Raw genomic sequence first — 25,255 nt, forward strand, 5'->3', positions numbered from 1 at the left:
CTGCCCCTCCCGTCGCTCAGACGGTCTGCTTTATTGGACGTAGCTGATCGGCGGGCCGCCGGCGGGGTTGGCCAGGATGCCCATCGGGATGCCGTAGATCGCCTGCAGCTGGTCCGGCTGCATGATCGCCTCCGGTGCGCCGCGGGCGATCAGCCGGCCGGAATGCAGCGCGATGATGTCGTCGCAGAACCGCGCCGCCATATTGATGTCGTGCAGCACCACCACGACGCCGAGCCCCTTGCTCTGGCTCAGCCGGTGGACCAGCGACAGCACCTCGATCTGATGAGCCACGTCGAGGGCCGAGATCGGCTCGTCCAGCAGCAGGCATTCCGCGTCCTGGGCCACCAGCATGGCCAGCCAGACGCGCTGGCGCTCGCCGCCCGACAGGGTGTCGACCAGCCGGTCGGCGAAGGGGGCGATGTCGGTCAGCTCGATCGCCTCGGCCACCTTGGCCCGGTCGGCGGCGCCGAAGCGGCCCAGCGCCCCGTGCCAGGGATAGCGGCCCAGCGCCACCAGCTCCTTCACCAGCAGGCCGGAGGCCGGCGGGGTCTGCTGCGGCAGGTAGGCCACCTTGCGGGCGAAGGCGCGGTCGCCCCAGTCGCGCAGCGCCTGGCCTTCGAAGTGGACGGTGCCTGCGGTCGGCGGCTGCTGCCGCGCCAGGATCTTGAGCAGGGTCGACTTGCCCGAGCCGTTGTGGCCGATCAGCCCGGTGACGCGGCGCGGCGCCAGGGTCAGGTCCAGCGGCTGCAGCAACTGGCGGTCGGCCACGGCGAAGGCGATCTGCGACAGCTCGAACATCGGCGGCGAAGCCTCTGGGCGCGTCCGGGGCACCTCGGTCGCCTCGACTCGGGGGGCTGTGTGGTTCATGCGGGCCTCGCTTTGACGAGCGGACAGGTCGAACAGAGGTCCAGCTCCGGAATCAGGTAGCGCAGGCAGCAGACGCGCCGCCGCCGCCGGGTCTGGCCGCCGCTCTCGACATAGCGGACGGGCTGGAACAGCGGGTTGGCCGGGCGCCCCGGCCAGTCGCGGCTGGCCAGCAGCGCGTCGCCATGGGCGGAGCAGGGCACGCCGGCCGCCTCGATGTCGCGCAGCAGGCTTTCGAGCATGTTGCCGACATTGCTCCACAGCACCTTGGGCGCGATGCCGCTGCGCCCGGCCAGCGCCTGGATCAGCGGCGCGACGTGGCCATCGATCACCGCGCCGAAGCGTTCGAACGGATCGGCAGGATCGATCGGCTGCCCGCCATGGCGCAGCCGGAAGCCGACGGTGCGGCCATCCGGCTCCTGGATGATGCCGACCTCGTCCAGGCCGGTCGGCAGGCCGTGGTCCAGCACCAGGCTGGCGGCCACCACCGGCGTCAGCAGCGACCAGAAGTGCCACTTGGCCCACAGCGAGGCCACCGCCCGCGGCTCCGGCGCCGCATAGCGGGTGGCGAAGCGCGCCAGGATGCCGTCGAGCACGCCGGGGTCGAGCAAATCCGCACCCGGCATCGCCTCGCGCGGGTCGTCTGCCAGCACCAGCCGGTCGGCGAAGGGGGCGAGCTCGCCGGCGAAGATCGGGGCCAAAGCGGGGATCATGCGCCGCGTCCCGGCTGGAGGGATGGCCTGCTCATCGCCGCTGCATCAGCCAGATGAAATAGCTGCCGCCGATCACGGTCGCGACCAGGCCGGCTGGCACTTGCCAGGGGAAGGCGACGCTGCGGCCCAGCCAGTCGGCCAGCACCATCAGCACGGCGCCGAGCAGCCCGGCGGCGTAGATCTGCGGCAGCGGCCGCTGCACGCCCAGCATGCGGACGATGTGCGGCGCCATCAGGCCGACGAAGCTCAAGGGGCCGACGGTCAGCGTGGCGCCGGCGGTCAGCGCGGCGGTCAGCAGCAGCACGACCAGCCGGCTGCGGGTCAGCGCCAGCCCCAGCGCGACGCTGGTCGAGGCGCCGAGCGGCAGGATCGCCAGCCAGCGCGCGGCCAGCGGCACCATCAGCGCCGCAGCGGCGGCCAGGCCGCAGGTGATCGCGGCATCCCCGCCCGAGATCCCGTAGGTCGACCCCGACAACCAGCCGAGCAGGATGGCGGTGCGCGGGTCGCCGCTGAACAGCAGCACGGCCATGAACGACCACGCGACGGTGGTCAGCGCCATGCCGGCCAGCAGCATGTGCTCCGACGACAGGGCCGAACGCCGGCCGAAGGACAGGATGGCGACCAGGGCCAGCAGGGCGCCGGCGCCGGCGACCAGGATCAGCATCGGCCGGTCGAGGCCCGGCACCACCATGGCCGCGACAATCAGGGCCAGCGTCGCGCCGGACGAGGTGCCGAGCAGCTCGGGGCTGGCCAGGGCGTTGCCGGTCAGGCGCTGCAGCAGCACGCCGGCCATGGCCAGCATGAAGCCCGCGCCGACTGCCGCTGCGACGCGCGGCGCCCGCCAGGGCAGCAGGGCCTCCAGCTCGCCGCCCATGCTCCAGTGCCAGCCGTCCGGCGCGCGGCCGAAGGCCAGGGCGGCCCAGGCCACCAGGCCGAGCAGCAGCAGGGTTCCGGCGATCCACAGCCAGGGGCGGTCCTGCCGGCTGGTGAACAGGGCCGGCCGCTCCCGCACCGCCTCGCCGGCCGGGCGCAGCCGGCGCAGCAGCCACAGCAGGATCGGGGCGCCGAGGATGGCGGTGACGGCGCCGGTCGGGATGGCGCCCGCCGCGTCGACCAGCTGCACCGCCTGGTCGGTCAGGGCCAGCAGCCCGGCCGACAGCAGCGGCCCCCACAGCAGGCGGTCGCGCAGGCGCCGGGCGCCTAGGATGCGGGCGATCACCGGGCCGCCCAGGCCGATGAAGCCGATCGGGCCGGCGGTGGCGGCGGTGACCGCGCTCAGCAGCACGGCCACGGCGATCCCCAGCAGCCGGGCGGTGGCCAGGGAGACGCCGACGCTGCGCGCGCCCTCCTCGTCGAGGTCCAGCAGCGTCAGCGGCCGCAGCAGCAGCAGGCTGGCCAGCACCGCCAGCGCCAGCCATGGCGCCAGGGTCAGCGCCACGCCCCAGTTGTTCTGGTTCAGCGACCCGCCCTGGGTCACGAACACATCGGTCAGGGCCTGGTGGTTGAACAGCACCAGCAGCTTGCTGCCGGATTCGAGGTACAGGGTGACGACCAGCCCGGCCAGGATCACCACGATCGGCGCCAGCCTGTGCCGCCAGCTCAGCACCAGGACCAGCGCCACGGCGGCGGCTCCGCCGGCGAAGGCGACGACCTCCTGCCCGACGTCCAGCAGCGCCGGCGCCGACAGGGTGGCGACGATCAGCGCCAGCTTCGACCCGGCGAAGACGCCCAGCGTCCCGGGTTCGGCCAGCGGGTTGCGCAGCACCTGCTGGAACAGCACGCCGGCCAGGCCCAGCGCGGCCCCGGCCAGCAGGCCGACGGCCAGCCGCGGCAGCAGGCTGTAATGCGCCAGCATCTGCGGCATGTCGGTGTCGGCCGGGGCGGTCAGGGCCTGCCACCATTGGCCGGAGGGCAGCAGCGCGGCCAGATGGTGCAGGAACAGGGCGAGGGCGGCGGCCAGCACCAGCCCCGCCAGCAGGGCCGGGCGCTGCGGCGCGGCCGACCGGGACAGCGCCGCGTCAGCCACGGGCGGCCTCATGCGCCGGCACGGCCCGGGCCAGCTGCCCGGCGAAGCGCGCGGCCGAGGACAGGCCGCCATTGGGATAGACCACCGGGGTCTCGATCACCCGCCCCTGGCGCACCGCGGGCAGCGCCTGCCACAGCGGGCTGCCGGCCAGTTGCCGCAGGGCGCGGTCGGTCTCGGCGCCGCGGTTGAAATGGATCAGCCGGGCCTCGGGGTTCCCGGCCAGCTGCTCGATGCCGATCGAGGTGGTGCCCCAGACATTGGTCCGCCCGGTCCAGGCATTGGTCAGGCCCAGCCGGGCCAGCACGTCGCCGATCATGCCGTTGCCGCCGAAGATCGCGGCGTGGCGGCCGTCCTCCATGAAGCGGACGACATAGACCGGCCGGTCGGCGAAGGGCGCCAGGGCCTGCCGGGCCTCGGCCAGGGCGGCGTCGGCGCGAGCGGACCAAGCCTGCGCTTCGGCGTCGCGCCCCGTCATCGCCGCCACCTGGGCCAGCAGGGATCGGGCGTGCTCCAGCGCCGGCTTCTGGGTGGAGAAAGTCGGCAGCCAGGCCACCGGGGCGATGCGTTCGATGTCATTCGAACCGACCTCGGCCCAGGACGGGGCCAGGATCAGGTCCGGCCGCAGCTGCTGCAGCAGTTCGAGATTGGGTTCCTGCAGCGGCCCCAGATCCGGCACGCCGTCCGGCAGTACCGGCTCGGCCACCAGCCGCTGATAGAGCGGGATGTTGCCGACCGCGGCGGGCGTGACGCCGAGCGTCAGCAGCGTCTCGGTCAGCAGCAGGTCGAGGCACGCGACCCGGCGCGCGGCCGGACCGGTGACGCCGGAACCCTGCGCGCGCGCGCGGGCCGGGCCGGCAAGCGCCAGCCCGAACCCGCCCAGGAACGCGCGCCGGCCCAGCATCAGGGGATCACCAGCGGTAGCCCAGCTTGGCCGACAGCGTGAAGGGTTCGCCATAGCGGCAGCCGGTGATGTCGACGCAGGTCATGTATTCGTTGTCGAACAGGTTCTTGGCATTGACCTGCAGCGTGGTGCCGGTCAGGCGCTCGTCGATCGCGCCGAAGTCGTAGGCGATCATGGCGTCGGCCACCAGGTGGCCGGGCACATCCTTGTCTATCTTCTCGTCGTTGGCATCGAACCCCGGAAGGTTGGTCGAGCTCAGATACTGCAGCCCGGCGCCGACCGTCAGGCCCTTGATGCCGAGATCGTCCAGCTTGTAATCGGCCCACACGGCGACGTTGTGGTACGGCACCAGGGCGAGACGCTCGCCCTCCAGGTCGCCCTTCTCGTTGCGAGCGTCGGTGTAGGAGTAGGCGGCGACGAGGTTGAGAGCGCCGATGCTGGCTCTCGCCTCTAGCTCGATGCCTTGCGAGCGCACTTCGCCGGTCTGGATCGAATAGGTTCCGGTCGGGTCGCTCGGGTCGGCGGTCAGGACGTGGTTCTGGTTGATCCGGAACAGGGCGCCGCTGAGCGTCAAGTTCTCGCCGGCCGGCTGGTAGCGCAGGCCGACCTCGTACTGGTCGGCCTTGGTCGGCTCGAACTGCTTCCCATCCTGGCTGACGCCGGCATTCAGCGCCGTCGGCTGGAAGGACTGGCTGAAGCTGGCATAGGGCGCAAAGCCGTTGTCGAACAGGTAGAGCAGCCCGACGCGGCCGGTGAAGGCGCTGTCCGAGCGGCTCTGCTTCCGGTCGATGCCCAGGAAGTCGAGCGTCGCCTGATTGCGATAGCTGGTGTTGTAGGAATCGGCCCAGTCGTAGCGGCCGCCCAGCACCAGGATCAGCTTGTCATAGATCTTCATCTGATCCTGGACATAGACGCCGACCTGCGACCCGGAGTTCTTGAAACCGGTATTGTTGGTGTTGACGTTGACGTGCGCGTCATAGACCGGGTCGTAGATGTCGCCGAGCGGGGCGACCGAACCGCCGAGACGATCGGTGTCGTAGCTGACGCCATAGGTGTCGATGCCGGCCAGGAGCGTGTGCTGGACCGGCCCGGTCTCGACCTTGGCTTCCAGCGAGGTGTCGGTGGTGAACCCGTTCGACACCTCGTTGCGATTGACCACGCCCCGGATCAGGGAATTGTCGTCCCGAAGCTTTCCGTAGCTCAGATAGTCCCACGCCACGTCGGCATGGAAGTAGCGCAGAGAGTTGCGAAGAATCAGGCTGTCGTTGAATTTGTGCTCGAACTGGTAACCGAGCGTGTAGCTTTCGCTATAATACTTGTCGTAGCCCTGCTGGCCGATGAACAGATCGCGCGGAACCCGGTCGTTGCGCAGATCATTATAGGGCATCGGCGGGGCGAAGCGGGTGTAGATCTCCTGATAGTCGCTCAGGAAGGTGATCGTGGTCGCGTCCGACGGCCGGAACGTGAACGCCGGGGCGATGTAGAACTTGTCGTCCGGGACGTGATCGACCGAATTCCCCGAATCACGCCACAGCCCGGTCAGCCGGTAGGACAGCATGCCGTTGTCGTCGATCGGGCCGCCGGTGTCGCCCGAGAACTGGGTGCGGCCGTAGGTGCCGTATTCGGCGTTCAGCTCATGGAACGGCACGTCGGTCGGCTGCTTGCTGATGGCGTTGACCACGCCGCCCGGGCTGAGCTGGCCGTAGAGGACGGAGGAGGGGCCGCGCAGCACATCCACGCGTTCCAGGCCATAGGGCTCCTGGTTGCCGTCATAGACGTTCGACTGCAACCGCAGGCCGTCGCGCAGCATGCCGGATCCGCCGGCGGCCACGTTGAAGCCGCGAATCATGAAGTCGTCATTCAGCCGGCTGTAGGCGCCGGACTGGAAGGTGATGCCGGGCGTGTAGGCCAGCGCCTGGGACAGGGTCTCGGCGTCGGTGGCCTCGATCTGGTCCTTGGTGACGATCGAGATCGACTGCGGGGTCTCGATCAGCGGCGTGTCCGTCTTGGTGGCGCTGGCGCTGCGCTTGGCGACGAAGCCCTGGACCGGGCCGGTGGCGGTCTCGCCCTGGCCGGTGACGACGATCGGGGCCAGCACCATGCCGTCGCTGGCGGCCGGCGCCTCCTGGGCTTCTGCCTGCGGCACGGCCGACCCACCGACCGCCACCAGGAATGTCGTCGTCAACAGCATCCGCACGCGCTCACGCGTGCCGTGTCCAGCACTCATGCCACCCCGCCCCTTCTCCGGTCTGGTATCCGCGGATGCTGACGCTGCGCCTCGGCAACCGTCGCACCCGGTCTCAAATGTTCGGCTGCTCAATAGCGAAAATAATAATGACTCGCAATCTCAAATAGCATGAATGCCGGCAAAAATTGATGGACGGAGGGCAGGCCTGGTGCGTGGCATCTCTCGCGTGGCGAGGCTCTTCAGAATCCTCTAAATCATCAGCCCCGCGAAAGCGGGGATCTCGCAACGCTTTGACCGGAAAGAGATTCCTGCTTTCGCGGGAATGACGGCAAAGGGATGGGGCTGCTGTCTCGCCGGTCGAGTCCTCGCCCGACGGCCCCGGCATCCTCAGCCGGACTCCTCCGAGGGCGCAGCCTCAGCCGCGCTCCTCGAAGGGCGCGCGGAAGCTCGGCAGGCGGTCGGCCGCGACCGGCAGGGGCGGGAAGGGCCGGTGCGGCTCGGCCTGGTACCAGAAGGCGGTGCTCGACACCTCGTCGTCGCGCCGGTTGGCGTGGCCGCGCTCGATCGTGACCCGGATCGACCGCTTGAACACCACCGGATCCTCGATGTGGAAGCGGTACAGCGTCACCGGCTCCTGCCAGTTGGGGCCGCCGCCGGCGATGATGCCGTGATAGGGCGCGGAATATTCCTGGTTCGGGCACCAGGCGGTGTTGAAGTAGTCCTCGGTGCCGGTGCCGTGCAGGGTCGGCGGCCAGGCGTCGTTGGCGCCCGGGCTGCTCTCCGGCCGGTCGGCGATGACGGGCTGGTCCGGCTCCGCCGCGATCTGACGCTTGCGGCCGGCATCGGGCACGGTCAGGCCCGGCTCGCCGTCGACGAAGATCATGTCGTCGCCCTCGCCGTACCAGTCCCACTCCCGCGACCGGCGCAGCGAATAGACGCTCAGCAGGCAGCCGACATAGTGGCCGTGGCCGGCGGCGTCGAGGATGGTGTGGTTCTTCGCGCCGTCGGTGTTGGTGCCGCCGAACAGCACCTCCTCATTGGTCAGGCCGCCCTCGTTGAAGGGCTGCGGCGCGGCGCGGCGCCACTGGGCGTGGAAGCGGCCCAGCCCGTCCTCCAGCGCGTCGTGCAGCTCGAGGTCGATGTAGTAGTAGAACAGCAACTCGTGCTCGGCCTCGTTGGTCACGGCGAAGCGCATGCCGGCGGCGAAGGGCATCGGGAAGTAGCAGTTCAGGGCGCGGCCATCCTGCGGGCTGGCCTGCAGCGGCAGGCTGGCGAAGTTGCGGGTCTGGCCGTGGCCCATGCCGAAGAAATCGCCGATCGGGCATTCGATGCTGGGCTCGGCCTCGCCGTCCCACCAGGCCCGCAGCACGATCTTGCGCAGCGCGTGGCGGCTGGCGCAGTTGATGGTGACCCAGATGTGGGTGACGATACCGGCCCCCGCCGTCTCCGCGATCGTCACCGTCTCGCCCGGCGCGACATGCAGCCGATCGTCGTTGCCGCCGGTGCGGTCGTAGCTGGAGAAGCGCCTGGTCCTGGCGTCGCGCAGCTTGGCGAGGCCGCGCAGGGGTGACAGCCCGGCATTGCTCTGCATGGTCATTCCTTCCGCAGCGGCGGCTATTTCAGCCCGCCGGTCTTGATGGATTCGACGATCTGGCGCTGGAACACGGCGAACAGCAGCAGGGTCGGCAGCGCCACGATGGTGGAGGCCGCCATGATGTAGTTCCAGGAGGCGGAGTACTGGGCCTGGAAGCCGGCGACCGCGACCTGAACCACCCACAATCTGGGGTCGCTGGTGATGGTCAGCGGCCACAGGAAGGCGTTCCAATTGGCCAGGAAGAAGAAGATCGCCAGGGCCGACAGGATCGGACGCGAGAGCGGCAGCACGATGCTCCAATAGACCCGCCAGTGGCCGGCGCCGTCGATGAAGGCGGCCTCTTCCAGCTCGCGCGGCACGTTCAGGTAGAACTGGCGCAGCAGGAATATGCCGAAGGCGTTGAAGATCGCCGGGATGATCAGCCCGGCATAGCTGTTCACCAGGCCCAGCTGCCGCACCAGGATGAACAGCGGCACGATGATCACCGGCAGCGAGATCAGGAAGGTCGAGAACATCCCGAGGAAGATCACCTCGCGCCCGGGGAAGCGCAGCCGGGCCAAGGCGTAGCCGGCCATGGAGTGGAACAGCAGGGCCACCAGCGTCACCGTGCCGGCGACGGCCAGCGTGTTCAGCAGGAAGCGGAAGAAGTCGACCTCGGTGAAGACGTAGAGGAAGTTCTCCAGCGTCGGCCGCGCGGGCACCAGCGCGGTGCTGAACACCTCGTCCGGTCCCTTGAAGGCGATCGAGACCATCCACAGCAGTGGCACGATGGCCATCAGCGCCAGCATGGCGGAGCACAGGAACAGGATCGCGCCCATCGGGCGGACGGAGCGGGCGTCAGTCATAATTGAAGCGCCCGCCGCGGGTCAGCAGGAACAGCAGGCCAGTGAGCGCCAGCAGGATGACGACCAGCACCGACGCCATCGCCGCGGCGTAGCCGTACTCGCCGAACTGGAAGGCCTGTTCGTAGATGTAGTAGATCGCCAGCGCGGTGGAATTGGCCGGGCCGCCCTTGGTCATGACATAGATCAGGTCGAAGGTCTGCATGCCGGCGACCGCGGTGACGGTCGACACCAGCAGCACGAAGAAGCTGGTCGGCCGCAGCAGCGGCAGCGTGATGTAGCGGAAGGCCGCGACCGGGCCGGCGCCGTCGATCCGCGCCGCGTCGTGGTACTCGCGCGGGATGTCCTGCAGCCCGGACAGGAAGATCAGCATGTAGTAGCCCATCAGGAACCACACGCTGATCCCGACGATGGCGAACAGCGCCAGGTCGGGGTCGCCCAGCCAGGACAGACCGCCGAGGCCGAGGGCGGCGGACAGGCGGCTGACCACGCCGATCTTGTCGATCAGCAGCACCTGCCAGATCAGCCCGACCACCACCAGGCTGACCATGTGCGGCATGAAGAACAGGGTGCGGAACAGGCCGGCGAAGCGCGTTCGGCGGTGCACCAGCAGGGCCAGGCCCAGGCCGGAGACGTAGAGGCCCGGCACCAGCATCGCGACATAGGCCAGGGTGATGCGGAGGCTCTCGAGGAACAGCGGGTCGGCGGCCATGCGGCGGTAGTTGGCCAGGCCGACGAAGCGGTAGCCGCCGAAGCCGCTGACCTCGAAGAAGCCGAGGCTGAGCGACAGCAGCATCGGCGCGCCGACGAACAGCAGCAGGCCCAGCGCGTCGGGCAGGATGAAGAGGTAGCCGGCGATCCATTCCCGGTGCCGGGCCGACAGCCGGCGGCGCGGCCTGGGCGCCGCTGTTCCGTCCTGGATCGCCGTGCCGGAGGTCATGCTCATACGATCGGCGCGCCGGTGTAGCCGGCGAGGAAGGTGTCGATCTGCTGCGCCGCCATCTCCGCCCGCTTGCCGGGATCCTCGCCGTTGAGCTGGCAGGCCTGGATAGCGTCCGAGATCGCCTTGTAGACCTGTGGCGGCACCCGCGGTTCGCCCCGGGCGCCGGGGAACACCTGCTCGGCGAAGGTCTTCATGGCGCCGGCGCCATAGGCCGCGGTGGAGGCGGGCAGGGCGAAGGCGGATTTGCGCGGCGGCATGTCGCTCTTGGCCTTGGTGCACCAATCGGCGACGCGCTGCACCGATCCTGAGTCCATCGACCCCAGCGCCCAGGCGCAGAACCGGCCCGCCGCCTCCGGGTTGCGGCCATTGGCATTGGCGACGAAGGCCCAGCCGCCGGCCACAGTCCGGTCGGTGCCACCGGGCGGGGTCGGCAGCTTGAACACGCCATATTCGAAATTCGGGTCGGCGTTGCGCAGGGCGCTGATGCCCCAGATCCCGACATTCTGCATGGCGCAGAAGCCGGAGCCGAGATTGGCGGCGATGTCGTTGGCGCCGTAGCCCAGCGGCTTGCGCGGGGCGACGCCCTGCTTGACCGCGTCCTGCCACAGCTTCAGCGCGGCCTTGGCGGCGTCGGAGTTGAAGCCGCTCTTGCCGTCCGGGCCGACGATCTCGCCGCCGCCCTGCCACAGGAACGGGTACCAGGTGAAGTTCTGGTAGTAGCCGGGGTTGGTCTCGAACAGGATGCCGAAGCGCTGGTCGGTGGTCAGCTTCTTCGCCACCTCGAGCAGCTGGTCCCAGGTCTTCGGGATGTCGGCCTCGCCGATCCCGGCCTCCTTGAAGGCCTTGACGCTGTAGTAGATCGCCATCGGCTCGACCTCCATCGGCAGGCCGTACAGGCTCTGGCCGACCAGCCGGGTGGCGATGGCGTTGTCGTAGTAGTCGGCGCGCGCCTCCGCCGCGACATAGGGCGCGAGGTCCAGCAGCGCCCCGCCATTGTAGTAGCGCAGGAAGTCGCCCGGGCTGATCAGGAAGACGTCCGGCCCTTCGCCGGCGGCGAAGGCGGTCTGCAGCTTGGTGCCGTTGATGTATTGCGAGGTCGGGATGTATTCGAGTTCGACCTTGACGTCCTGGCTGTCGTTCCAGCCCTTGACCGTGTCTTGGAACCACTGGACCTGACCGGGCACGGCGCCGCCGGGGGCGTAGAACTGCCAGAACTTCAGCGGCGCGTCCTGGGCCTGCGCCCGGGAGATGTACGGCATCGCCATCAGGCTGCCGCTCGCCGCCAGCAGCCGGCGGCGGGTCAGAGGCGCAAGGCTCTCGCTGCGGGAACCACGGGTGGTCATGACGGTCCTCCCCTTATCGCGACGCGATGCTGCGTCAGCCATGGTCGGCAAGGTCGAAACCTTTCAGCCGATCCGGCGGAATTGGCGATATCGCTGTGAATCGGTCGATCCATGCACGCTGAATTCGGCCGACACTTCTTGTTTGAAACGTTTCAGATAGGCTATCATCCGATTTCCAGCTTGGCAACTTCGCTCGGGCACAATGGCGACACTCCGCGATGTGGCGAACCGGGCCGGCGTCTCGATCGGTTCGGTCTCGGCCGTGGTCAACCGGACGGCCCCGGTCAGCGCCACGCTGCGGCAGCGGGTGACGGCGGCGATCGAGGAGCTGGGCTACGCCCCCGACGGGGTGGCCCGCAGCCTCAAGACGGGCCGCACCCGCACCATCGGCCTGGTTATCCCCGACATCACCAACCCGTTGTTCGCGGCGCTGGCGGCGGCGATCGAGGTGGCGTGCGACGCCGCCGGCTACATGCTGGTGCTGTGCTCCACGGCGGATGATCCGGAGAAGGAGCTGCGGCACCTGCAGCTGATGCGGACCCAGCGCGCCGCCGGCCTGATCCTGGTGCTCAGCGGGGTCGAACCCGGCAATGCCGAGGCGATCCGGCGCATCGTCACCATGCCGGCAGTGCTGGTCGACCGCACCCTGCAGGGGCTCGATTTCGATTCGGTCACGCTCGACAACCGCGCCGCCAGCCGCATGGCGGTCGAGTACCTGATCCGCAGCGGGCACCGCCGCATCGGCATCGTCACCGGCCGCCCGGGGATCTCGATCTCGACCGAGCGCTTCGAGGGCTACCGCCAGGCGCTGGCGGAGAACGGCGTCGGCTTCCGCGAGGACCTCGTCGCCTGCGGCGACTTCCGGATCGACGCGGCCTACGACGCGACGGCGGCGCTGCTGCATCGCCGGCCGCGGCCGACCGCGGTCTTCTCGACCAGCAACCTGACGACGATCGGGGTGATGCGGGCCATCGCCGACCAGGGCTTTCGCTGCCCGAAGGACGTCTCGGTCGCCGGCATCGACGATTTCGAATGGAGCACCGCCTTCTCGCCGCGGCTGACCACCGTGGTCCAGCCGGTCAAGGAGATCGGGCTCAAGGCGGTGGAATGCCTGCTGGCCCGGCTCGACGGCACATCGCCCGCCGAACCGGTGCGGGCCCGGTTCGCGCCCCAGCTGGTGGTGCGCGATTCCTGCCGGGTGATCGGCTGAGCCTCACCCGTTGACGACGAAACGCAGCGGGTCGGGCTGGGCCTGGCAGGCATCGACCGGCTGCCGGTCCGGCGCGTCGAGGAAGCGGCCGGCCAGGGTCTCGGCGCAGGGGTCGCTGCCGATCAGCCCGTGGCCCTCGTCCGGGCGCTCGACCAGGAAGCCATTCGGCAGGTGGGCGGCGGCGGCGCGCGCCCAGGTCACCGGCGTCACCGGGTCCATGCCGCCGACCAGGATCAGCGCCGGGATGGCGCTGTCGACCGGCTGCGAGCCGAGGTCGTCGGCCGGGCCGGCGGGCCAGGCCGGGCAGGTCGAGCCAACGGCGGTGCGGGCATCGCCGGCATCGGGCGCCAGGCATTCGGCGAGGTCGTAGGCGCCGTTGGCGATGGTCGGGTCCAGCTGGCTGGCCAGCCATTGCCGCGCCGCGTCCTCATAGGCCTCGTCGCGATCGGCGTCGATGCCGGCGATCAGCGCCGGCAGCGTGGCCGCGTCGTCGCGGGAATAGAGGTCGTTGAACACCACCTCGGCCAGCATGCCGCCGGTGAACATCAGCGCCGCCTCGCCCCCGCCATCCGGCCGGTCGACGGTGACGGTCGGCGGCTCGTCATCCAGCTTCTCCATCAGCACCCGGTAGCGGTCGCCCAGGTTGGGGTAGGCGGCGGCACAGGCCGGATCGGCGTTGCAGGCGGCGAAGACGCGCTGCAGCGACCGGTCGCCGTCGGGGTCGTCCTCCTCGGAGGGTGTGAACAGGTTGGTGCCGGGCGGGTAGACGCCGTCCAGGATCATGGCCGCGATGCCGTCGGGAAAGCGCCGCACGGTCTCGAGCGCCAGCCGGGTGCCGTAGGACGATCCGAACAGCACCCAGCGGTCGATGCCGAGGGCGAGGCGCAGATCGGCGACGTCGCGGGCGCTGTCGACCGTGGTGTAGTGGGTCAGGTCGCGCCCTTCCGCCTCCCAGCGGGTGCGGCAGGTGCCGGCCGCGGCCACCGCCTCGGTGCCGGTGATGTCGCCGCCCTCCGGACTGTTGGCGCGGATCTGGGCCTCGACCATCTCCGGGCAGGTGAGGTTGGGCACCGAACGGCCCATGCCGCGCTGGTCGTACAGCACCAGCCGCCGCTTCTGCAGCCAGTCGTTGCGGGCGATCAGGTCCCACCAGCGGGCGATGCCGTCAGGGTCGAGGCCGGCGGCGCCGCCGGGTCCGCCCTCGAGATACAGGATCGGCGGCGCGTCGCCGGACTGGCCCGGGGTGGACAGGATGGCGATCGCCAGGGTCACGGTCATGCCGTTCGGCCGATCCCGGTTCTCCGGCAGGGTGACCGTGCCGCAGGTCGCCGCCCGCCCCTCGGGCACGGTGAAGCTGCAGGCGGCGGTGTGGAACTCCGGTGTGGCGGCCGCGGCCTGGGCGCCGCCGGTCACGGCCAGCAGCGCGATCAGGATCAGGGTACGGGTCATCATCGGCATTCGGATCAGGGACATCGGCGGGCACAGGCTAGGACGGAGACCGGGACGGCGCCATGCGGCAAGAGCGTCGCCCGGATGCCGTCTCCTGCCGCCCGATTGCGGCAACGGTGCGGCCGTCGCGCTATTCCGCCGCCAGCATGGTCTGCGCCGCGGCCTCGGCCTCCAGCCGGACCACCTGCAGCCCGCGGTCGAGATCGGCGCGCAGCGCGGCGGCCGCGGCCGGGGTGCCGGCATCGGGCCGGCGGGCGGCGTCGCGGCGGGCATGGTCCAGCACCTCGGGGTCGACGTCGTCCTCGACCAGCAGGACGTCGGCTCGGCGCAGCGCCGCGAGGGACCGCAGCGTCAGGTCCTGCACGCCGCCCGGGCCGACCGTGATCCGGGTCAGCGATCCCGGTGGCGGGGCAGCTTCGGCCATGCGCTCCAGCAGGTCCAGCGCCGCGGCGCGGTCCGGGGCGCCGTGCCGGTAGAGGTGGCGCCAGAAGGCGAGGCGCCGGGCGGGATCGGCGATGCGCTGCCGGATCTCATGGCGCAGCCGGCCGGACAGCGCGACCAGGCGGCCGAGGCCGGGCGGGATCAGGGCCTCCAGCTCCTGCCGGATCAGCCCGGCCAGGGCGGGCGCCGCGCCGCCGGTCGAAAACGCCACCACCAGCGGCGACCGGTCGAGGATCGCCGGCAGGATGAAGTCGCACAGCTCCGGCCGGTCGACGACATTGACCGGGACGCCGGCCTGCCGCGCCAGCGCGACGCAGTGCCGGTTGGTCCTGTCGTCGCCGGACGCATCGATCACCAGGCAGGCGCCGCGCAGGTGGTCGATGGTCAGCGGACCCGGCGGCAGCTCGGTCTCGGCGATGGCGGCGGCAGCAAGCAGGTCGGGGTCGGGGCGCACGGCGACCAGCCGGATCGTGGCGCCGGCGCGGCGCAGCAGCTCGAGCTTCGGCAACGCCGCCTCGCTGCCGCCGATCAGCACGCAGACCCGGCCGCGCACGGTCAGGAAGACGGGCAGGTGGGGCAGGGCGTCAGCCGGCGGCGGCAAGGTCGGCATGGGCGACGATCTCCTTCAGCTCCGGCACGCAGGACCCGCAATTGGTCCCGGCACCCAGCAGGGCGCCAAGATCCTTCACCCCGATGGCCTGGCCGTCGCGCAGGGCGCGCAGGATGCGGTCGAGCCCGACGCCGAGGCAGGCGCAGACGATGCGGCCCTCAGTCGCCGCCCCGGCGGGCGCGCGGCCGCTGAGCAGGGCGCGGCGATCGGTCTCGTCGATCTCGGGCGCCTCCGCCGCGAAGCGGGCCAGCAGCCATTCCGGGTCGGGCAGGTGGCCGGGCGGAGCGACGTAGAGGCACTCGGCCAGCCCGTCGGCATCGAGGGTGGCGAGGCGGAACAGGCCGCGCCTCGCATCGGCGAACTCGATCACCTCCCGGCCGCCGGCGGGCGCCAGCAGCGATCGGCCCAGGATGATGCCGTCGGCCGGCGGTTCCGGGCCACCCAGGGTGTAGATCTGGCAGCCGGCGGCGGCCCGGCGGGTCCAGTACACCAGGCCGGTCGGGCGTTGGCGGCGGCGGGAGATCAGGAACCCCTCCCAGCCCAGCGCGATCCGGCGCAGCGCGATCGGGATGTGCTTCAGCTCCGGCTGGCCCGAGATGGGGTCGACGGCGGGGCTGGCCAGCTTGCCGGCGACGCAGTCGGCGGTGAAGCGGTCGTTCCAATGCATCGCCAGGAAGGCCTGGCCCGGGGCCTGGTCGGGTGTGAGCCGGACCCGGGCGACGGCGCGTCCCCAGGCGCTGTCCAGCCGCGCCAGGTCGCCTTCGGCCAAGCCGTGCCGGCCTGCGTCGTCCGGATGCAGCTCGACCGCCGGCTCCGGGCTGTTGGCGGCCAGGCGCGGGACCGCGCCGGTGCGGGTCATGGTGTGCCACTGATCGCGCAGCCGGCCGGTGTTCAGCAGCATTGGCCGGTCGCGGTCGGTTCGGTGGGCGGGTGCCCGGTGCCGCACTGCGATGAAGCGGGCGCGGCCGTCCGGCGTCGGGAAGCGGCCATCGGCGAACAGCCGGGCCGTGCCCAGCGGCCGGCTGGCCGGGACCGGCCACTGCACCGGCTCCAGCGCGTCGTACCGGGCCTGGTCCAGCGCCGCCAGGCCGCCGAGATCGAACACCCGGTCGCCGTCATTCTCGAAGACGGACAGGGCGGCGTGTTCGCGGAAGATCGCGGCCGGGTCCTCATAGGGGAAGGCCGCGGCGAAGCCCATGCGGCGTGCCACCTGGGTGACGATCCACCAATCCGGCCGGACCTGGCCGGGCGGGGGGCGGAAGGCGCGCTGGCGCGAGATCCGGCGTTCGGAATTGGTCACGGTGCCGTCCTTCTCGCCCCAGCCGGCGGCGGGCAGCAGCACATCGGCCAGGCGGGCGGTGTCGGTCTCCGCCGTGACGTCGGAGACGACGACCAGGTCGCAGCCGCGCAGGCCACGGCGCAGCCGCTCCGCATCCGGGGCGCTGACCGCGGGGTTGGTGGCCATGATCCACAGCGCCTTGATCCGGCCCTGCGCCACCGCCTCGAACAGGTCCACCGCCTTCAGGCCGGGGGTTTCGGTCAGCCGGGGCGCCTGCCAGAAGCGGCGGACCCGGTCGCGCGCCGCCGGGTCCTCGATTGCCATATGCGCGGCCAGCTGGTTGGCCAGGCCGCCGACCTCGCGTCCGCCCATGGCGTTGGGCTGGCCGGTGACCGAGAACGGCCCGGCGCCCGGCCGGCCGATCCGGCCGGTGGCGAGGTGGCAGTTGACGATGGCGTTGACCTTGTCGGTGCCCTGGGTCGACTGGTTCACGCCCTGGGAGTAGATGGTCAGCGTCGCCGGGGTCTCGGCGAACCAGCCGTAGAAGCGCCGCACCGCCTCCTCCGGCAGATGGCAGCCGGCAGCGACGGCGGTGATGTCGGGCGCGTCGTCGGCGGCAGCCATCGCCGCCTGCTCGAAATCCGCGGCATGGGCGGCGATCCAGCCGCGATCGAGCGCGCCCGTCCGCACCAGATGGGCCAGGAGGCCGTTGAACAGCAGCACATCGGTTCCGGGAGCGATGGGCAAGTGCAGGTCGGCCTCGTCGCAGGTCGCGGTGCGGCGCGGGTCGATCACCACGATCCTGGTGCCGCGGGTCTCGCGCGCCGCCAGCAGGCGGCGATGCAGGATCGGGTGGCACCAGGCGGCGTTGGAGCCGACATAGACGGCGAGGTCCGCCTGCTCCCAATCCTCGTAGCAGCCCGGCACCACATCCTCGCCGAAGGCGCGGCGGTGGCCGGCGACCGACGAGGCCATGCACAGCCGGGAGTTGGTGTCGATGTTGCCGGAGCCGATGAAGCCTTTCATCAGCTTGTTCGCGACGTAGTAATCCTCGGTCAGCAATTGGCCGGACACGTAGAACGCGACCGCATCCGGCCCGTGCCGTTCGACGGTATCGGCGAAGCCGCGGGCGACGTGGTCCAGCGCCTCGTCCCAGCTTGCGGTCCGGCCGCCGATCATCGGGTCGAGCAGCCGGCCGTCCAGGCCCAGTGTCTCGCCCAGCGCCCCGCCCTTGGAACACAGCCGGCCGAAATTCGCCGGGTGGATGAGGTCGCCTTTGACCGTGGGCTCTGTCGCGTCACCTCTCCCGCCGGACGCGGGAGAGGCCGGGCTCGCGGAGCGAGACCGGGTGAGGGCTGGCTCAGGTCTCGACAAACTCCCCTCACCCGGAGCCGCCAACGCGGCTCCGACCTCTCCCGCAAGCGGGAGAGGCAACGCGTCAGCTCCACCCGACACGGCGACGCCGCAGCCGACGCCGCAATAGGGGCAGGTGGTGCGCACCTCAGCCATTCGCGACCAGCCGGGATGCGGGCAGGCCGAGGAGCACCCGGCCGCCGGTCAGCTCGACCGCGATGCGGTGGACGCAGCCCTCGTCCGGCCCCTCGACCGCGCCGGTCTCCAGGCTGATCACCCAGGCGTGCAGCGGGCAGGTGACGCTGGCGCCATGCACGATGCCCTGCGACAGCGGCCCGCCCTTGTGCGGGCAGCGGTCGTAGAGGGCGAAGACCCGGTCGTCGGCGGTGCGGAACAGGGCGATATCGCCCTCCAGGCTCTTCACCACCCGGGCGCCCATCGGCGGAATGTCGTCGAGCGTGCCGACATCGATCCACAGCGGCATCATCATCCCACCTCGGCCAGGGAGCGGAACTCGTGGGCCTCGGCGCCGGCGGCGCGTTCGGCCCAGGGGTCGGTCTGCGCGAATTGCTGCGAATGCAGGAAGCGGGCGTGCAGGCGCTTGCGCGACTCCGCGTCCTCGACCACCCGGCGCTTGACGTGGTCGAGGCCGACCCGCTCGATCCACGGCGCCGTGCGCTCGAGATAGTGCGACTCCTCGCGGTGCAGCTGCATGAAGGCGCCGCAATACTCCAGCACCTCGGCCTCGGTCTCGACCTTGCACAGGAAGTCGGTGCCGCGCAGCTTGATGCCGCCATTGCCGCCGACATGCAGCTCCCAGCCGCTGTCGACCGCGATCACGCCGAAATCCTTGATCGTCGCCTCGGCGCAGTTCCGCGGGCAGCCGGACACCGCCATCTTGAACTTGTGCGGCGTCCAGCTGCCCCAGCTCATCCGCTCCAGCGCGATGCCCATGGCGGTCGAATCCTGGGTGCCGAAGCGACACCATTCCGACCCGACGCAGGTCTTCACCGTGCGCAACGCCTTGCCGTAGGCGTGGCCGGAGACCATGCCGGCGGCGTTCAGGTCGCGCCACACCTCCGGCAGCTGCTCCTTCTTCACCCCCAGGAGGTCGATGCGCTGGCCGCCGGTCACCTTCACGCTCGGGATCTGGTAGCGGTCGACCACGTCGGCGATGGCGCGCAGCTCCTTGGCGCTGGTGACGCCGCCCCACATCCGCGGCACCACGGAATAGGTGCCGTCCTTCTGGATGTTGGCGTGGGCGCGTTCATTGATGAAGCGCGACTGCTGGTCGTCGCGGTATTCGCCCGGCCAGGCGCAGATCAGGTAATAGTTCAGCGCCGGCCGGCATTTGGCGCAGCCATTCGGGGTGCGCCAGCCCAGATCCTGCATCACCGCGGGGATGCTGCGCAGCTCGCGCGCCAGGATCAGCCGCCGGACCTCGTCATGGCCGTAATCGGTGCAGCCGCAGACCGCCTTGACCGCCGGCCCGCCGGCATAGCTGTCGCCCAGCGTCACCGCCAGCAGGCTATCGACCAGCCCGGTGCAGGAGCCGCAGGAGGACGAGGCCTTGGTGTGGGCCCGCACCTGGTCGAGGCTGGCCAGCCCCTTCGTGGTGATGGCCTGGACGATGGTGCCCTTGCAGACGCCGTTGCAGCCGCAGATCTCCGCCTCGGGCGGCAGGGCGGCAACGGCCTGCTTAGGGTCCGGCGCCGCACCCCCGGCGGCCAGCGCGCGGCCGAAGATCAGCCCGTCGCGCATCGCGGCGATGTCCTGGCCCTCGCGCAGCAGCTGGAAGAACCAGGCGCCGTCGGCGGTGTCGCCGTACAGCACGGCGCCGGCGATGCGGTCGTCCTTCAGGACCAGCCGTTTGTAGATGCCGCGGGCGGCGTCGCGGAAGACGATGTCCTCGCAGCCCTCGCCACCCTGGAAGTCGCCGGCCGAGAACATGTCGATGCCGGTGACCTTCAGCTTGGTCGACAGCGCCGTGCCGCGATAGGTGCTGTCGGCGGTGCCGGCCAGCTGGTCGGCGCAGACCCGCGCCATGTCCCACAGCGGCGCGACCAGACCGTAGGTCTTGCCCTGGTGCTGCACGCATTCGCCGACCGCGAGGATGCAGGGGTCGGCGGTGACCATGCGGTCGTCGACCACGATGCCGCGCTCGACCGCCAGCCCGGCGGCGCGGGCCAGCGCCGTGGCCGGGCGGATGCCGACCGCCATCACCACCAGGTCGGCCGGGATCGTCCGGCCGTCCTTCAGCCGCACCGCCTCGACCCGCTCGGCGCCCTCGATCGCGGCGGTGTCGGCCTCGGTCAGCACGGTGATGCCGCGGCCCTCCAGCTCCCGCCTCAGCAGGTAGGCCGCGGCGGCGTCGAGCTGCCGCTCCATCAGCACCGGCATCAGGTGCAGCACGGTGACCTCCATGCCGTTGGCGCGCAGGCCGTTCGCGGCCTCCAGGCCCAGCAGGCCGCCGCCGATCACCACGGCGCGGGTGCGGCCTTCGCGCGCCGCCGCCAGCATCGCCTCGACATCGGCGATATCGCGGAAGGTGATGACGCCGGGCAGGGTGTGGCCCGGCACCGGAATGACGATCGGGTCGGACCCGGTGGCCAGCAGCAGCCGGTCGTAGCGGCACCGGCTGCCGTCGGCGCCCACCACCTCGCGCGCCTCGCGGTCGATCGCCGTCACCCGCAGGCCGGCGCGGAGGTCGATGCCGTTGGCATCGTACCAGGCGCGGTCGTTGATCACGATCTCGTCGAACCGCTTCTCCCCGGCCAGCACCGGCGACAGCATGATCCGGTTATAGTTCACCTGCGGCTCGGCGCCGAACACGGTGACGGCGTAGCGGTCGGGGGCGCGGGCCAGCAGCTCCTCCACCGCCCGCATCCCGGCCATGCCGTTGCCGATTACGACCAGCCGCTCCTGCGGCCCCCAGCTTCCTTCGGGCATCGGATGTCTCCTGGTCAGGCGGCGGCGGTGGTGAAGCGCTGGCGCTCGTACAGGAAGCGCAGCACCTGGACCCGGCTGGCGGCGTAGGCCGGGTCATCGGCCAGGGCCAGGCGGCGGCGCGGCCGGGCCAGCGGGATGTCCAGCACCTCGCCGATGGTGGCGGCGGGGCCGTTGGTCATCATCACGATGCGGTCGGATAGCAGCACCGCCTCGTCGACATCGTGGGTGATCATCAGCACGGTGTTGCCGAGCGCGGCGTGGATCTCCATCACCGAATCCTGGAGATGCGCCCGGGTCAGGGCGTCGAGCGCGCCGAACGGCTCGTCCATCAGCAGAATCTTCGGCTGCATCGCCAGCGCCCGGGCGATGCCGACGCGCTGTTTCATGCCGCCGGAGATCTCGCCCGGCCGCTTGTCCTTGGCGTGGGCCATGTGGACCAGGGCGAGGTTGTGCATCACCCAGTCGTGGCGCTCGGCCGCGTTCTTGGTTCGCCCGAACACCTTGTCGACCGCGATCCGGACATTGCCGTAGACGGTCAGCCAGGGCAGCAGCGAGTGGTTCTGGAACACGATCGCCCGGTCCGGGCCGGGGCTGTCGACGACCTGCCCGTCCAGCAGCACTTCGCCGGTGGTGGACCGGATCAGGCCGCCGACGATGTTCAGCAGGGTCGACTTGCCGCAGCCGGAATGGCCGATGATCGAGACGAACTCGCCCTTGGCGATGCCGAGGTCGACATCGACCAGCACCTCGCTGACCGCGCTGCCGCGGGTGAAGCGCATGCCGATCCGTTCGATCGAGAGATAGCTGTCCATCGCGTCCTCCCTCAGGCCGAGGTGCCGCGGGCGACCAGCGCGCCGGCGAAACCGATGAGACGGTCGAGGACGAAGCCGACCAGCCCGACATAGACCAGCGCCACGATGATGTCGCTGATGCGCGAGCTGTTCCACGCGTCCCAGATGAAGAAGCCGATGCCGACGCCGCCGATCAGCATCTCGGCCGCGATGATCGCCAGCCAGGACAGGCCGATGCCGATGCGCAGGCCGGTGAAGATGTAGGGCACGGTGGCCGGCAGGGTGATCTTGGTGAACACCTCCCAGGGCGACAGGCGCAGCACCCTGGCGACGTTGCGGTAGTCCTGCGGGATGTTGCGCACCCCGACCGCGGTGTTGATCACGATCGGCCAGATCGAGGTGATGAAGATCACGAAGATCGCCGACGGCTCGGCCTTCTGGAAGCCGGCCAGCGAGATCGGCAGCCAGGCCAGCGGCGGGATGGTGCGCAGCACCTGGAAGATCGGGTCCAGGCCGCGCATCGCCCAGACGCTCTGGCCGATCAGCACGCCGAGCGCGACCCCGGCCACGGCGGCCAGGGCGAAGCCGATGGCGACCCGCTGCAGGCTGGTGGCGATCTGCCAGAAGGCGCCTTTGTCGACCCCGCCATTGTCGTAGAACGGGTCGATGATGAAGTCCCAGGTGTCGTCCAGCACCTTCAGCGGCGACGGCAGGTTGGAGGTCGGGCTGGAGCACAGCAGCTGCCAGGCCAGCAGCAGCAGCGCCAGCACGATCAGCGGCGGGATCACCCGGGCGGCGGCCTCGACGGCGAGGCGGGACAGGACGGGGCCGAGCGGCGGCCGCACCACCGGCAGGGACAGGATCCGTCCGGCCGGCTTCGGCGCGGCGGTCGGGGTAGGGGCTTCGGATAGGATCTGAGCGGACTGAGGCACGAGGCTGGCTCCGGCTGGCTGTCGTCGGGGCGTCAGGCGACGGTCTTGATGGCGAGGCTGGCGAGGTACGCGTCGGGCGCGTCGGGGTCGAAGACCTTGCCGTCGAAGAAGGTCTCCTTGCCGCGCGAGGGACTGGTGGGGATCTCGGCCGCCGCCACGCCGATGGCCTGGGCGGCTGCGCGCCACAGGTCCTCGCGGTTGACCTTGGCGATCAGGGCCTTGAGGTCGGTGTCGGGGGCGATGTAGCCCCAGCGCCGGTCCTCGGTCAGGAACCACAGCTCGTGGCTCTGGAAGGGGTAGGAGGCGAAGTCCTGCCAGTATTTCATCAGCAGCGGGCTGTTCTCGACCTTGCGGCCGTCGCCGTAGTCGATGGTGCCCAGCGAGCGCGGCAGGATGTCGGCCGGGGGCACGTTGAACCATGCCCTCCGGCCGATGATCTGGGCCATTTCCTCCTTGTTCTCCGGCTTCTCCGCCCAGCGCTGGGCCTCCAGCACCGCCTGCAGCAGGGCCGCGACCGCCTTCGGATGGGCGTCGATCCAGTCGGCCCGCAGCGCCAGGCTCTTCTCCGGGTGGTCCTTCCAGAGCTCGCCGGTGGTGCAGGCGGAATAGCCGATGCCCTGGTGCACCAGCTGGTCGCCCCAGGGTTCGCCGACGCAGAAGGCCTGCATGTTGCCGACCTTCATGTTGGCGACCATCTGCGGCGGCGGCACCACGATGGTGCTGACGTCCTTGTTCGGGTCGATGCCGGCGGCGGCCAGCCAGTAGCGCATCCACAGGTCGTGGGTGCCGCCGGGGAAGGTGACGGCGCACTTCACCTCCTGCCCCTTGGCCTTCATGTCGGCAAAGGCGGCCTTCAGCCCCGTGGCGTCGACCGTGGCGCCGGCCGGCATCAGCTCCTTGGCCACCGAGATCGCCTGGCCGTTGGTGTTCAGCCGGCACAGGATCTGCATCGGCAGCGGCCGGTTCTCGGCGGTGATGGTGCCCAGCGTCAGCAGGTAGGGCATCGGCGTCAGGATGTGGGCGCCGTCGATGCCGCCGCCGGCCGAGCCGAGCACCAGGTTGTCGCGGGTGGTGGCCCAGGAGGCCTGCTTCGCGACGCTGGCCTCGGTCAGCCCGACCTTGTCGAACAGGCCCTTTTCCTTGGCGATGATCAGGGGCGCGGAATCAGTGAGGGCGATGAAGCCGAGCGCCACCTTGGCCGTCTCCAGCCCCGACCCTTCGGCAAAGGCGCCGGACGGAAAGGCAGCGCGGATCGCGGCGATGGTCGCGGCGGCCCCGCCCAGCCGGGCGGTGCCCTGCAGCAGGCGGCGGCGGCTGAAGCCCGGGGTGGTGGTGTGGTTGCGTGTGGTCATGGAAGCCCCCTTCGGTTCGGTCAGCCGCGTTGCGTCGCGGCGGTTGCGTCGGGGCCGGCGGTGACGCCGAGCCCGGCGAGATAGGTGTCGATGTCGGCGGGGTCGAAGGCCCGCCCGTCGCAGAAGCGGTCGGCGCCCAGCGCGATGTCGCCGGCCGGGTCGGCCAGCACCCAGGCGGTGTCGTGGTCGCCCTCCTGCTTGGCGTCGGTCGTGGGCGCCGGGTAGCCGAGGTCCCAGGCGGCGGCGCGGTACAGGTCCGGCCGGTAGACCGCGGCCGCCGCGGCGGCGATGTCGACGCCGTCGGGCAATTCGCCCCAGCGCCGCAGCTGCGCCAGGAACCAGGCGGCGTGCGACCGCCAGGGCAGGCCGGCGGCGCGGCGGTGATAGACCGGACCCTGGGCCGGCAACCCGTCGATCAGTGTATCGCCCGGCCGGCCGACCAGGCTGGCGGCGATCGATGCCGCCGGGGCGTTCAGCACTTCCGGTGCCGCCAGCATCGCCACCGCCTCGGCCCGGTGCTTCGGCCGGTCCAGCCAGGCGGCGGCGCGGATCAGGGCGCGCAGCACGGCATGATGGGTCTCCGGCCGGGCCTCGGCCCAGGTGTGGGTGACGGCGAAGACCTTCTCCGGCGCGTTGTTCCAGATCCGCCAGCCGGTGGTGGCGGTGACGCCGACGCCCTGGTCGACCGCGACGTCGCCCCAGGGGGCGCCGACGCAGAAGCCGTCGACCCGCCCGGCCGACAGATGCGCCACCATCTGCGGCGGCGGCACCACGACGATGCGCACGTCGCGCTGCGGGTCGACCCCACCGGCCGCCAGCCAGTAACGCAGCTGGTCGTGGTGGCTGGACACCGGGAAGACGATGGCGAAGACCGGGGGCGGGGCCCCCGCGCGGCGCCTCGCGGCGACCACGGCCGCGACCGCCGTGGCCGATCCGGCCGCCGCGCCTTCCGGATCCGCCGCCGCCATCTCCGCAGCCAAAGCGCGCGAGACCGTGACCGCATTGCCGTTCAGGTTCAGCGACAGCCCGACGACCATCGGCGTCTTCGGGCCGCTCAGGCCCAGGGTGATGGCCAGCGGCAGCGGCGCCAGCATGTGGGCGCCGTCCAGTATCCCGCAGACCAGCTTGTCGCGCAGGCTGGCCCAGCTGCTCTCGCGCGACAGCCGGACCGCCAGCCCCTCCTCGCGGAAGAAGCCCTTCCGCTCGGCCACGATCAGCGGCGCGCAATCGGCCAGCGGCACGAAACCGAGGGTGAGGCGATCGCAGTCCGGCCGATCCGTCATAGCCCGCTCCAAAAACGAAAAGGCGCCCGAGAGGATGCGGAAACCGCACCTGCTCGGACGCCTTTGCCCGGAGCGACGGCCCGTGATGGACCGCCGCAATATCGTCGGACGGACGCCATTGCCCGTCTTCGCCAAGACGATACGCAATTCGCGTGCCAATCCCGGGATTCTGCGGGGCCGGATCCTGGGAGC

General features: G+C 70.8%; 19 protein-coding genes. 1 reads left to right on the forward strand and 18 read right to left on the reverse strand.

What is annotated here, in order from left to right; genetic code table 11:
- Positions 1–30: 30 nt before the first annotated feature.
- The 9 genes from E9232_RS01640 to E9232_RS01680 form a co-directional block, all read right to left on the reverse strand.
- The gene (locus tag E9232_RS01640) at positions 31–867 is read right to left on the reverse strand and encodes an ATP-binding cassette domain-containing protein (RefSeq protein ID WP_309791740.1); all 837 of its coding nucleotides are present in this window, start codon (positions 865–867) and stop codon (positions 31–33) included.
- Positions 864–1,577 (reverse strand): siderophore-iron reductase FhuF, encoded by a 714-nt coding sequence (gene fhuF, locus E9232_RS01645; RefSeq protein ID WP_309791741.1) that lies wholly within the window; start codon positions 1,575–1,577, stop codon positions 864–866. Before fhuF ends, E9232_RS01640 begins: the two co-directional genes overlap by 4 nt.
- Positions 1,578–1,608: 31 nt before the next feature.
- The gene (fhuB, locus tag E9232_RS01650) at positions 1,609–3,603 is read right to left on the reverse strand and encodes a Fe(3+)-hydroxamate ABC transporter permease FhuB (RefSeq protein WP_309791742.1); all 1,995 of its coding nucleotides are present in this window, start codon (positions 3,601–3,603) and stop codon (positions 1,609–1,611) included.
- Positions 3,596–4,504 carry an ABC transporter substrate-binding protein gene (locus tag E9232_RS01655; protein ID WP_309791743.1) on the reverse strand — a complete coding sequence of 303 codons (909 nt, stop codon included), beginning with the start codon at positions 4,502–4,504 and terminating at the stop codon, positions 3,596–3,598. Before E9232_RS01655 ends, fhuB begins: the two co-directional genes overlap by 8 nt.
- A gap of 7 nt (positions 4,505–4,511) precedes the next feature.
- Entirely contained in the window at positions 4,512–6,731 is a 2,220-nt protein-coding gene (locus E9232_RS01660) for a TonB-dependent siderophore receptor (RefSeq protein WP_309791744.1), read from the reverse strand.
- A gap of 376 nt (positions 6,732–7,107) precedes the next feature.
- On the reverse strand, positions 7,108–8,289 hold the full coding sequence (locus tag E9232_RS01665; protein ID WP_309791746.1) for a glycoside hydrolase family 172 protein: 1,182 nt from the start codon (positions 8,287–8,289) through the stop codon (positions 7,108–7,110).
- Positions 8,290–8,306: 17 nt separating this feature from the next.
- Positions 8,307–9,131 (reverse strand): carbohydrate ABC transporter permease, encoded by an 825-nt coding sequence (locus E9232_RS01670; protein ID WP_309791747.1) that lies wholly within the window; start codon positions 9,129–9,131, stop codon positions 8,307–8,309.
- Positions 9,124–10,068: a carbohydrate ABC transporter permease gene (locus E9232_RS01675; RefSeq protein ID WP_309791748.1), complete on the reverse strand. Its 945-nt coding sequence runs from the start codon at positions 10,066–10,068 to the stop codon at positions 9,124–9,126. The genes E9232_RS01670 and E9232_RS01675 overlap by 8 nt, the downstream gene beginning before the upstream one ends.
- 2 nt (positions 10,069–10,070) lie before the next feature.
- Positions 10,071–11,414 (reverse strand): ABC transporter substrate-binding protein, encoded by a 1,344-nt coding sequence (locus E9232_RS01680; protein ID WP_309791749.1) that lies wholly within the window; start codon positions 11,412–11,414, stop codon positions 10,071–10,073.
- Positions 11,415–11,616: 202 nt separating this feature from the next.
- Here E9232_RS01680 and E9232_RS01685 point away from each other — a divergent pair, with 202 nt between their 5' ends.
- Positions 11,617–12,624, forward strand: coding sequence for a LacI family DNA-binding transcriptional regulator (locus E9232_RS01685; protein ID WP_309791750.1), 1,008 nt, complete (start codon positions 11,617–11,619; stop codon positions 12,622–12,624).
- A gap of 3 nt (positions 12,625–12,627) precedes the next feature.
- Here the strand turns inward: E9232_RS01685 and E9232_RS01690 are convergent, their stop codons facing one another.
- The 9 genes from E9232_RS01690 to E9232_RS01730 all read right to left on the reverse strand — a co-directional run bounded on the left by E9232_RS01690 (position 12,628) and on the right by E9232_RS01730 (position 25,063).
- Entirely contained in the window at positions 12,628–14,073 is a 1,446-nt protein-coding gene (locus tag E9232_RS01690; RefSeq protein ID WP_309791751.1) for an alpha/beta hydrolase, read from the reverse strand.
- 130 nt (positions 14,074–14,203) lie between these two features.
- Positions 14,204–15,124 (reverse strand): precorrin-2 dehydrogenase/sirohydrochlorin ferrochelatase family protein, encoded by a 921-nt coding sequence (locus E9232_RS01695; RefSeq protein WP_309791752.1) that lies wholly within the window; start codon positions 15,122–15,124, stop codon positions 14,204–14,206.
- A complete protein-coding gene (locus E9232_RS01700; RefSeq protein ID WP_374710588.1) occupies positions 15,099–17,777 on the reverse strand; it encodes a molybdopterin-dependent oxidoreductase in 2,679 nt (892 codons plus the stop codon). The genes E9232_RS01695 and E9232_RS01700 overlap by 26 nt, the downstream gene beginning before the upstream one ends.
- A gap of 127 nt (positions 17,778–17,904) precedes the next feature.
- On the reverse strand, positions 17,905–18,246 hold the full coding sequence (gene nirD / locus E9232_RS01705; protein WP_309791754.1) for a nitrite reductase small subunit NirD: 342 nt from the start codon (positions 18,244–18,246) through the stop codon (positions 17,905–17,907).
- A complete protein-coding gene (gene nirB / locus E9232_RS01710) occupies positions 18,243–20,705 on the reverse strand; it encodes a nitrite reductase large subunit NirB (protein WP_309791756.1) in 2,463 nt (820 codons plus the stop codon). The genes nirD and nirB overlap by 4 nt, the downstream gene beginning before the upstream one ends.
- Before the next feature lie 14 nt (positions 20,706–20,719).
- On the reverse strand, positions 20,720–21,517 hold the full coding sequence (locus E9232_RS01715) for an ABC transporter ATP-binding protein (RefSeq protein ID WP_309791757.1): 798 nt from the start codon (positions 21,515–21,517) through the stop codon (positions 20,720–20,722).
- A gap of 11 nt (positions 21,518–21,528) precedes the next feature.
- Complete coding sequence (gene ntrB / locus E9232_RS01720; RefSeq protein ID WP_309791759.1) at positions 21,529–22,428, reverse strand: nitrate ABC transporter permease; 900 nt, start codon at positions 22,426–22,428, stop codon at positions 21,529–21,531.
- A 32-nt stretch (positions 22,429–22,460) separates the two neighbouring features.
- The gene (locus tag E9232_RS01725; RefSeq protein ID WP_309791760.1) at positions 22,461–23,780 is read right to left on the reverse strand and encodes a CmpA/NrtA family ABC transporter substrate-binding protein; all 1,320 of its coding nucleotides are present in this window, start codon (positions 23,778–23,780) and stop codon (positions 22,461–22,463) included.
- Between the two features lie 20 nt (positions 23,781–23,800).
- Positions 23,801–25,063, reverse strand: a complete 1,263-nt coding sequence (locus E9232_RS01730; RefSeq protein WP_309791761.1) for a CmpA/NrtA family ABC transporter substrate-binding protein — start codon at positions 25,061–25,063, stop codon at positions 23,801–23,803.
- Positions 25,064–25,255 lie beyond the last annotated feature (192 nt).

It is taken from the genome of Inquilinus ginsengisoli, assembly GCF_031453975.1.
Lineage (GTDB): Bacteria > Pseudomonadota > Alphaproteobacteria > DSM-16000 > Inquilinaceae > Inquilinus > Inquilinus ginsengisoli_A.